The 8,150-nt window shown below is 71.4% G+C and carries 7 protein-coding genes; 5 read left to right on the top strand and 2 right to left on the bottom strand.

Translation table 11 applies throughout. The annotated features are described in order from the left end of the window. Window positions 1-66: 66 nt before the first annotated feature. Together sucD and sucC are read right to left on the bottom strand one after the other, a co-directional pair. The gene (gene sucD / locus ACTWP8_RS17655) at window positions 67-951 is read right to left on the bottom strand and encodes a succinate--CoA ligase subunit alpha (RefSeq protein ID WP_443318832.1); all 885 of its coding nucleotides are present in this window, start codon (window positions 949-951) and stop codon (window positions 67-69) included. A gap of 23 nt (window positions 952-974) precedes the next feature. Further along, window positions 975-2,150 carry an ADP-forming succinate--CoA ligase subunit beta gene (gene sucC / locus ACTWP8_RS17650; RefSeq protein ID WP_443323089.1) on the bottom strand — a complete coding sequence of 392 codons (1,176 nt, stop codon included), beginning with the start codon at window positions 2,148-2,150 and terminating at the stop codon, window positions 975-977. Window positions 2,151-2,869: 719 nt separating this feature from the next. Between sucC and ACTWP8_RS17645 the strand changes: the two genes are divergently transcribed. The 5 genes from ACTWP8_RS17645 (at window position 2,870) to ACTWP8_RS17625 (ending at window position 8,133) form a co-directional block, all read left to right on the top strand. Further along, a complete protein-coding gene (locus ACTWP8_RS17645; RefSeq protein WP_443323088.1) occupies window positions 2,870-4,720 on the top strand; it encodes a phage tail sheath family protein in 1,851 nt (616 codons plus the stop codon). A 36-nt stretch (window positions 4,721-4,756) separates the two neighbouring features. After that, on the top strand, window positions 4,757-5,281 hold the full coding sequence (locus tag ACTWP8_RS17640) for a phage tail protein (protein ID WP_443323087.1): 525 nt from the start codon (window positions 4,757-4,759) through the stop codon (window positions 5,279-5,281). A 17-nt stretch (window positions 5,282-5,298) separates the two neighbouring features. Then, on the top strand, window positions 5,299-6,276 hold the full coding sequence (locus tag ACTWP8_RS17635; protein WP_443323086.1) for a T4 family baseplate hub assembly chaperone: 978 nt from the start codon (window positions 5,299-5,301) through the stop codon (window positions 6,274-6,276). After that, window positions 6,269-7,006, top strand: coding sequence for a hypothetical protein (locus ACTWP8_RS17630; RefSeq protein ID WP_443323085.1), 738 nt, complete (start codon window positions 6,269-6,271; stop codon window positions 7,004-7,006). Before ACTWP8_RS17635 ends, ACTWP8_RS17630 begins: the two co-directional genes overlap by 8 nt. Window positions 7,007-7,092: 86 nt before the next feature. Then, window positions 7,093-8,133: a Pvc16 family protein gene (locus tag ACTWP8_RS17625; protein ID WP_443323084.1), complete on the top strand. Its 1,041-nt coding sequence runs from the start codon at window positions 7,093-7,095 to the stop codon at window positions 8,131-8,133. Window positions 8,134-8,150 lie beyond the last annotated feature (17 nt).

Below are 8,150 nucleotides of genomic sequence, written 5' to 3'. Positions count from 1 at the left end.
TGCTTGCTGTGCCGAGCCGCAGGCTCAGCCGCTCGAGCATTCAGCCGCTCGAGCGTTCAGCCGCGCTCAGCCGGCGAGCGCAGCCCGCGCGAGCCGGGCCGTCTCGGACGGGGTCTTGCCGACCTTCACGCCCGCGGCCTCCAGCGCCTCCTTCTTCGCCTGGGCGGTGCCGGAGGAGCCGGAGACGATGGCGCCTGCGTGGCCCATGGTCTTGCCCTCCGGCGCGGTGAAGCCCGCGACGTAGCCGACGACCGGCTTGGTGACGTTGGCCTTGATGAAGTCCGCGGCCCGCTCCTCGGCGTCGCCGCCGATCTCGCCGATCATCACGATCAGGTCGGTCTCGGGGTCGGCCTCGAAGGCGGCCAGGGCGTCGATGTGGGTGGTGCCGATGATCGGGTCACCGCCGATACCGACGCAGGTGGAGAAGCCGATGTCGCGCAGCTCGTACATCATCTGGTAGGTCAGCGTGCCGGACTTGGACACGAGACCGATGCGGCCGGGCTTGGTGATGTCGGCCGGGATGATGCCCGCGTTGGACGCACCGGGCGTGATCAGGCCGGGGCAGTTCGGGCCGATGATGCGGGTCTTGTTGCCCTTGGTCTGGGCGTGCGACCAGAAGGCGGCGGTGTCGTGGACCGCGATGCCCTCGGTGATCACGACGGCCAGCGGGATCTCGGCGTCGATCGCCTCGATGACCGCGTCCTTGGTGAACTTCTCCGGGACGAAGATGACCGTGACGTCCGCGCCGGTCTTGTCGATGGCCTCGGCGACGGTGCCGAAGACCGGGATCTCGGTGCCGTCGAAGTCGACGCTCGTACCGGCCTTGCGCGGGTTCACGCCGCCGACGATGTTGGTGCCGGAGGCGAGCATCCGCCGGGTGTGCTTCTGGCCCTCGGAGCCGGTCATGCCCTGGACGATGACCTTGCTTTCCTTGGTGAGGAAGATAGCCATGGTTGTCGGTGTCCTCGTCCTTCTTACTTGGCAGCAGCCAGCTCGGCGGCGCGCTCGGCCGCCCCGTCCATGGTGTCCACCTGCTGTACGAGCGGGTGGTTGGCGTCGGTCAGGATCTTGCGGCCGACCTCCGCGTTGTTGCCGTCGAGGCGCACGACCAGCGGCTTGGTGACGTCCTCGCCCTTGGACTTCAGGAGCTCCAGGGCCTGGACGATGCCGTTGGCGACCGCGTCGCAGGCGGTGATGCCGCCGAAGACGTTGACGAAGACGGACTTGACGTCCGGGTCGCCGAGGATGATCTCGAGGCCATTGGCCATCACCTCGGCGGAGGCGCCGCCGCCGATGTCGAGGAAGTTGGCGGGCTTCACATTGCCGTGGTCCTCGCCCGCGTACGCGACGACGTCGAGGGTCGACATGACCAGACCCGCGCCGTTGCCGATGATGCCGACCTCGCCGTCGAGCTTGACGTAGTTGAGGTTCTTGGCCTTGGCCGCCGCCTCGAGCGGGTTGGCGGAGAGCTTGTCCTCCAGGGCCGCGTGGTGCGGCTGGCGGAACTCGGCGTTGGCGTCCAGCGTCACCTTGGCGTCCAGGGCGATGATCTTGCCCTCGCCGGACTTGATGAGCGGGTTGACCTCGACGAGGAGCGCGTCCTCGGCGATGAAGGCCTTCCAGAGCAGCTGGAGGACCTCGGCCACCTGGTCGGCGACCTCGGCCGGGAACTTGGCCGCGGCGACGATCTCGGCGGCCTTCTCCGGGGTGACGCCCTCGACGGCGTCCACCGGGATCTTGGCCAGGGCCTCGGGCTTGGTGGCCGCGACCTCCTCGATGTCCATGCCGCCCTCGACCGAGGCCATGGCCAGGAAGGTGCGGTTGGTGCGGTCGAGGAGGAAGGAGACGTAGTACTCGTCCGCGATGTCCGCGGTCGGGGCCAGCATGACCTTGTGGACCGTGTGGCCCTTGATGTCCATGCCCAGAATCTGGCCGGCCTTCTCGACGGCGTCGGCCGGGTCGGACGCCAGCTTCACGCCGCCGGCCTTTCCGCGGCCACCCGTTTTGACCTGGGCCTTGACGACGGCACGGCCGCCGAGACGCTCGGTCGCCTCGCGCGCCGCCTCAGGCGTATCGATGACTTCACCGGCCAGCACCGGTACACCGTGCTTGGCGAAGAGGTCCCTCGCCTGGTACTCGAACAGGTCCACGCGCGTCCGTCCCTTGCGTCTTGAATACCGCTGTCGTGGTGATGCGGTTCGTTGTCTGCGTGGGCGTGCCGCTACGGGCAGCGTGACGACGCGGTCACAACGGAGGCGCACACACGTTGGCCGGGTACGCGGCATGTCCGTCTCGCAGATTAGCCCCGTAGGACGTGGGTCCCTAAATCACAGGTCACATGTGAGCGGTGATGGTGGTCACATGGTGGCCGCAGGTGGCCACATGGCGAGACGAACCCTGCCGCCGAGGCGCCAACCCTTACGAAGCGCGGGCAAACGCCATGACTCGGCCATTATTCGCCTTCAGGACTTGAGACGGGCCGCAAACCGGCGCGCCGGGGCTTTCACGCATTCGACTTGTTTCCATCGGTGGAAACCGCCCGCCCGGCTGAACGGCGTCAAACGAAATGCCATATTTCGCCAGCGCAAACGTCTTTGATCACGCAAAACCGGCCTTATCGATCTGGCGCCACGGCGCTGGAGACATGACCGGAAAGCCCATTTGACAAGGGCCTTCGGCGCAACCGAGACTCCAGGAGGCACTCATCAACAGGAGCCACACGCAAGCGTGTTGAGGTCCTGCGATACCGATATCGCACGGGGGTGTGCGACGGGGGAACTGTTGGAGAAGTGTGCACCTGCGCGCCATGCACACGCAATTCCTTCACTTCCTCTCCTCATCTCTTGGTGCGCGAAGGGAATGGAGGGGAATGCCGGTGCAAACGGGCTATCCCGGCGTATACATCGAGGAACTTCCCAGCAGCGTCCGTACCATCGCCGCGGTCACCACCTCGGTCACGGCGTTCGTGGGACACACCCGTCGCGGTCCGCTCAACCACCCCGTGCGGGTCACCAGCTTCGCCGACTTCGAGCGCCGCTTCGGGTCCTTGAGCTCGCAGAGCGCGGTCAGCTACGCCGTCCACCAGTTCTTCGGCAACGGCGGCTCGGTCGCGGTGATCGTCCGCGTGGCCGCGGCCGGTTCCGGCAAGGAAGCCGAGGTCACGCTCGAGTCCACCGAGGGCCGCAGCGAGTGCGCGGTGCTGACCGTGCACGCCAAGGAGCCCGGTGTCTGGGGCAACGGCCTGCGGGTGGCGGTCGACTACGACACCCCGGAGCCTGACGAAACCTTCAACCTCCACGTCTTCGACGCCCGCGGCGGCGCCCGCGAGACCTTCACGGGCCTGTCCGTCACCCCCGGCCACGGCCGCTTCGTGGAGACCGTGGTCAACGCGGGCTCCTCGCTCATCCGGGTCGAGCTCGTCGGCGACGACGGCAGGCCGGACCCCTCCGGCACGGTCTCCAAGCCGTTCGCCGCCGAGCTGCCCGACCTCGCTGTCGACCTCACCGTCAAGATCGGGGATGTGGAGCGGGACTTCACGCTCTACGACCCGGCCCAGGACGGCGAGGCCCCGACGACCGTCACCGAGCTGGCCCTGCTGCTGGAGCGCAAGCTCCGCGCCCTGCCCGACGCCCCCGGCAAGCGGGCGTTCGCGGGCGCCGAGGTCACCGCCTTCGGCCGGCGGATCCAGGTCGTCGCCGGGTCCACCGACCCCGAGGACGTCGTCCGTTTCGTCGGCGAGTGCGCCAACGACCTGGGCCTGGAGGCGTCCGTCAACCCGCCCGTCTTCCCGCTGTGCGGCGGCGAGGACGGCGACCCGCCGGGACCACGCGACCTCATCGGCAGCGAGGCCCGCAAGACCGGCATCCAGGCGCTGCGCGACGTCGACGACGTCAACCTGCTCTCGCTGCCCGAGCTGGCCGCGTACGAGTCCACCGAGGACGCGATCACCGTGATCTCGGCAGCCGAGCGGCTCGCCCAGGAGCGCCGGATCTTCCTGCTCGTCGACTCACCCGCGACCTGGGTCAGCGTCGACACCGCGCGGGCCGGGCTCTCCGCCTTCGAGCCGGTGCGCAGCAACCACGCGGGCCTGTTCTTCCCGCACATCCAGCTGACCGACCCGCTCACCGGCAGGCTGCGCTCCTTCCCGCCGTCCGGCGCCATCGCCGGGGTCATCGCCCGTACGGACGCCGAGCGCGGCGTCTGGAAGGCACCGGCGGGCACCGAGGCCAAGCTGGCCGGGGTGCGCTCGCTGACCGTACGGCTGACCGACCGCGAGAACGGTCTGCTGAACCCGCTGGGCGTGAACGTGCTGCGCACGTTCCCCGTCGTGGGCCCGGTCGTCTGGGGTGCCCGCACCCTCGAGGGCTCGGACGCACTGGACAGCGAGTGGAAGTACGTGCCGGTGCGGCGGCTCGCGCTGCACGTCGAGGAGAGCCTCCACCGCGGGCTGCAGTGGGTGGTGTTCGAGCCGAACAACGAGGACCTGTGGCAGCAGATCCGGCTCAACGTCTCGTCGTATCTGCACACGCTCTTCCGGCAGGGCGCCTTCAAGGGCGGCACGCCGCGCGAGGCGTACTTCGTGAAGTGCGACAAGGACACGACGACCGACGCCGACATCGAGCGCGGGGTCGTGAACGTCGTGGTCGGCATCGCGCCGGTCAAGCCCGCGGAGTTCGTGATCGTCAAGCTCCAGCAGATGGCCGGCCAGTTCGAGCTCTAGGAACTCGAAGGAACCCGAAGGAACCGAAGGAATCCGATGGCTGAGTTTCAGATCAACGCCCATCGCTTCGACCCGTACAAGAACTTCAAGTTCCTGGTCCGCTGGGACGGTCGTACGGTCGCGGGCATCAGCAAGATCAGCCCGCTGAAGCGCACCACCGAGGTGGTCAAGCACCGGCACGGCGGCGACCCCAGTTCGCCGCGCAAGTCGCCGGGCCGCTCCGAGTTCGAGGGCATCACGCTCGAGCGCGGTGTCACCCACGACCCCGAGTTCGACCGCTGGGCCAACAAGGTCTGGCAGGTCGGCGCCGGGCTCGGCTCCGAGGTCTCGCTCGCCGACTTCCGCAAGGACATCGTCATCCAGGTCCTCAACGAAGCCGGGCAGGTCGCCGTCTCGCACAAGCTCTACCGCAGCTGGCCGAGCGAGTACCAGGTGCTGGGCGAGCTGGACGCGAACGCCAACGCGGTCGCGATCCAGAGCCTCAAGCTGGAGTGCGAGGGCTGGGAGCGGGACTACGAGGTGCCGGAGCCGACCGAGCCCTCGTTCACGCACCCCGCCTGAGCGGGGGCGGGTGAGGGATGGCGCACACGGGGGCCGCGGGACCTGCGGTGTCCGCGGGGCCTGCGGGGCCCACGGACCTGCTGGCCGCCTGGGAGGCGGGACTTGCCGCCCGGCATGACGGCGACCGCGCGCTGCTGCTGCACCGGGTGGCCCGCCCGGACAGCAGCGGCGACGAGCTGCTGTCGCTGCCGGTCGGCGAGCGGGAGGCGGATCTGCTGGCGCTGCGCCGGGCGCTGTTCGGCGACCGGATGCAGGTGCTGGTGGAGTGCCGGGCGTGCGGCGAGGCCATGGAGTTCGACCTCGACGCGGGTGAACTCGCCCAGCGGCCACGGAGGCCGGCGGGTCCGCTGCGGGTCGAGGCGGACGGCTGGGTGGTCGAGTTCCGGCTGCCCACCGTCGCCGACCTCGCGGCGGCCGCGGCGGCTGCGGCGGCCGCCGGCGCGGCAGGCCGAACGGTCGCCGGTGCGGCGGCTGATGAGGCGGCGGCTGGGTCGGACGGCGGTGCAGGCACGGGGCTCGGGGCAGCAGGCGACTCGGGTACGGCGGGCGCGGATGCGGTCTGCGGGGATACGCCCCGCGGGCTTGCGGCCGGCGCGGATGCGGCCGGCGCCGCGCGGGTTGCGGCCCGGCAGGCGCTGCTCGCGCGCTGCACGCTCTCGGCCGTACGGGCCGGGGAGCCGGTCCCCGCGGACCGGCTTTCCGAGCTGCCCGCGCTCCTGCCCGAGGCCGTGCAGCTGCGGCTCGCCGAGGCCGCGGGACGGGCCGACCCGGCCGCCGAGCTGACCCTGAACGTCGCCTGCCCCGAGTGCGGCGAGGCCACCCCGGCCGAGCTGGACATCGCCTCCTACCTGTGGACCGAACTGGACGCCTGGGCACGGGACCTGCTGCTCGACGTCCACCTGCTCGCCACCGCGTACGGCTGGAGCGAGCCGGAGATCCTGGCGCTCAGCCCGCTGCGGCGCCGTTACTACCTGGAGCTGTGCGCAGATGCCTGACGTGCCCGACTACTTCGACCGGCTGCTGACGCGGCACGTCCCCGCGCCGGGGGCGCAGCCGCGCGCCGCGGTGCGGGTACGGCCGCGGCTGCCGGGCCCGTACGAGCGGGTGGAGGCGCTCCGGGCCGGGCCGCCCCAGCCGGACGAGCCCGCGCCGCTCCTCCCCGCGGCGCCCCGGACCGCCGGCCCCACCGGCGAGTTGATCCGGCACGAGCGCGAGATCAGGACCGACCACCGCACCGTCGTACGGAGCGAGGCCGCGCCGCGCGGTGCTGAGGAGCCACGGGCCCAGGCCCCGCGCCCCGCGGCGCCGCTGCTGCGGCCCGCGGCACCGGTCACGCCGGGGCCACGCCCCGCCGCGCCGGACGCACCGCGCCCCGGGCGGCGGGCCGGTGGACCCGCGGCCGCCGACGGGGCGCCCCGTACCGCGGCGCCCGCGCCCAGCCCTCGCGGCCGCGGCGCAGCACCCACGGCCGCGGCCGTGCCTGCGCGGCCGCGCGCGGATGCGGCGACGGCGGCCCGGGGGGCCGCACGGGCCGCGGCGGCGCGCCGCGGGTCCCGGCCGGCCGCCGAGCGCGTCGTACACGTCCAGATCGGGCGGCTCGAGGTCAGCGCCGCGGGTGCGCAGGGCGGCGGCCGCGGGGGCCCGGCGCTGGGCGACCGGGCGGGGCGGCCCGCGCCCGCGCTGAGCCTGGAGGACTACCTGTCACGCGGCGAGAAGAGGGGCTGAGGGACTCACGTCATGACCGGTATCTACTGCATGAGCTGCGTCAACCGCACCGACCGCGCGAACTGCCTGGACAGGGGGCGGACTTCATGAGCAACGCACTCGCCATCGCGCATGTCACCCAGGCCCTTGCGCTGCTGATCGAGAACAATCTGCAACCCGAGATCGACATAGCGGTCTCCGTCGAGACCCGCAAGCCCTACGCAGATCCGCCCACCGAGCCCACCATCACGGTCTTCCTCTACCAGGTCACCCCGAACCCCTCGATGCGCAACAACGACCTGGTGACCCGGGCACCGGACGGCACCTTGCTCAAGCGGCCGGCCGCGGCGCTCGACCTGCATTACGTGATCAGCGCGTACGGGGAGGAGACCGAGCTGGTCGGCCAGCGGCTCATCGGCTCCGTGGTGCGCACGCTGCACGAAATCCCCTTGCTGCCGAAGGACGTGATGGAGACGGCCGCCGAGCGGCCGTATCTGGCGGGCAGCGACCTGGCCGAGTCCGTTCAGAAGGTGCGCTTCACGCCGACGGTGATGGACGTCGACGAGACCTCCAAGCTCTGGGGGATGCTCCACCAGACGCCGTACTCGCTGTCGGTGGTCTACCAGGCGTCGCTGGTCCTCATAGAGGGCCGCGAAAAGCCGGTTCCGGCGAAGCCGGTGGAGACCCGCACGGTGCGGGTGCTGCCGTTCGGCGCCCCGGGTGCGCCGGAGCCGCCGACGGCCGGTGCGGATCCCGCGCAGGCCGGTCCCGCGGAGGCGGGAGCGGTGGCGGAGCCCGCGGACGTCCCCGCCGCGGATGCCCCAGCCGCGAAGGCCGTGCCCACGAAGGCCGCGGCCACTCGGACGGAATCCGCCGCCCCCGCGGTTCGGGCCGCCAGGAAGCGCTCCACGTCCAAGACGGCTGCCGCACCCGCACGTTCCGGCAAGGGGTCGGGCACCTCCCGGCGCGGCGGCGGCCGGCCCGGCTCTTCCACGGGCGGCGGCTCGGAGGCCAAGGGCGGCTCCACCAAGGACGGCCCTGACGCCAGGGGCGGCTCGGACGCCAGGGGCGGCTCGGACGGCAGAGGCGGCGCGGACGGCAGAGGCGGCGCGGACGGCAAGGACGGCAAGGACGACAAGGAGAACTGAGGCAGGTGCGAGAGACG

It is taken from the genome of Streptomyces sp. 7N604, from assembly GCF_052245475.1.
Classification (GTDB): Bacteria; Actinomycetota; Actinomycetes; order Streptomycetales; family Streptomycetaceae; genus Streptomyces.
This window is presented reverse-complemented; position numbering and strand designations above follow the sequence as displayed.

Excerpts from the sequence above, each read along its gene's own strand:
- ACTWP8_RS17645 (WP_443323088.1), top strand. The coding sequence starts at position 2,870 with ATGCCGGTGCAAACGGGCTATCCCGGCGTATACATCGAGGAACTTCCC.
- ACTWP8_RS17630 (WP_443323085.1), top strand. The coding sequence starts at position 6,269 with ATGCCTGACGTGCCCGACTACTTCGACCGGCTGCTGACGCGGCACGTC.
- sucD (WP_443318832.1), bottom strand. The coding sequence starts at position 951 with ATGGCTATCTTCCTCACCAAGGAAAGCAAGGTCATCGTCCAGGGCATG.
- ACTWP8_RS17640 (WP_443323087.1), top strand. The coding sequence starts at position 4,757 with ATGGCTGAGTTTCAGATCAACGCCCATCGCTTCGACCCGTACAAGAAC.
- ACTWP8_RS17635 (WP_443323086.1), top strand. The coding sequence starts at position 5,299 with ATGGCGCACACGGGGGCCGCGGGACCTGCGGTGTCCGCGGGGCCTGCG.
- ACTWP8_RS17625 (WP_443323084.1), top strand. The coding sequence starts at position 7,093 with ATGAGCAACGCACTCGCCATCGCGCATGTCACCCAGGCCCTTGCGCTG.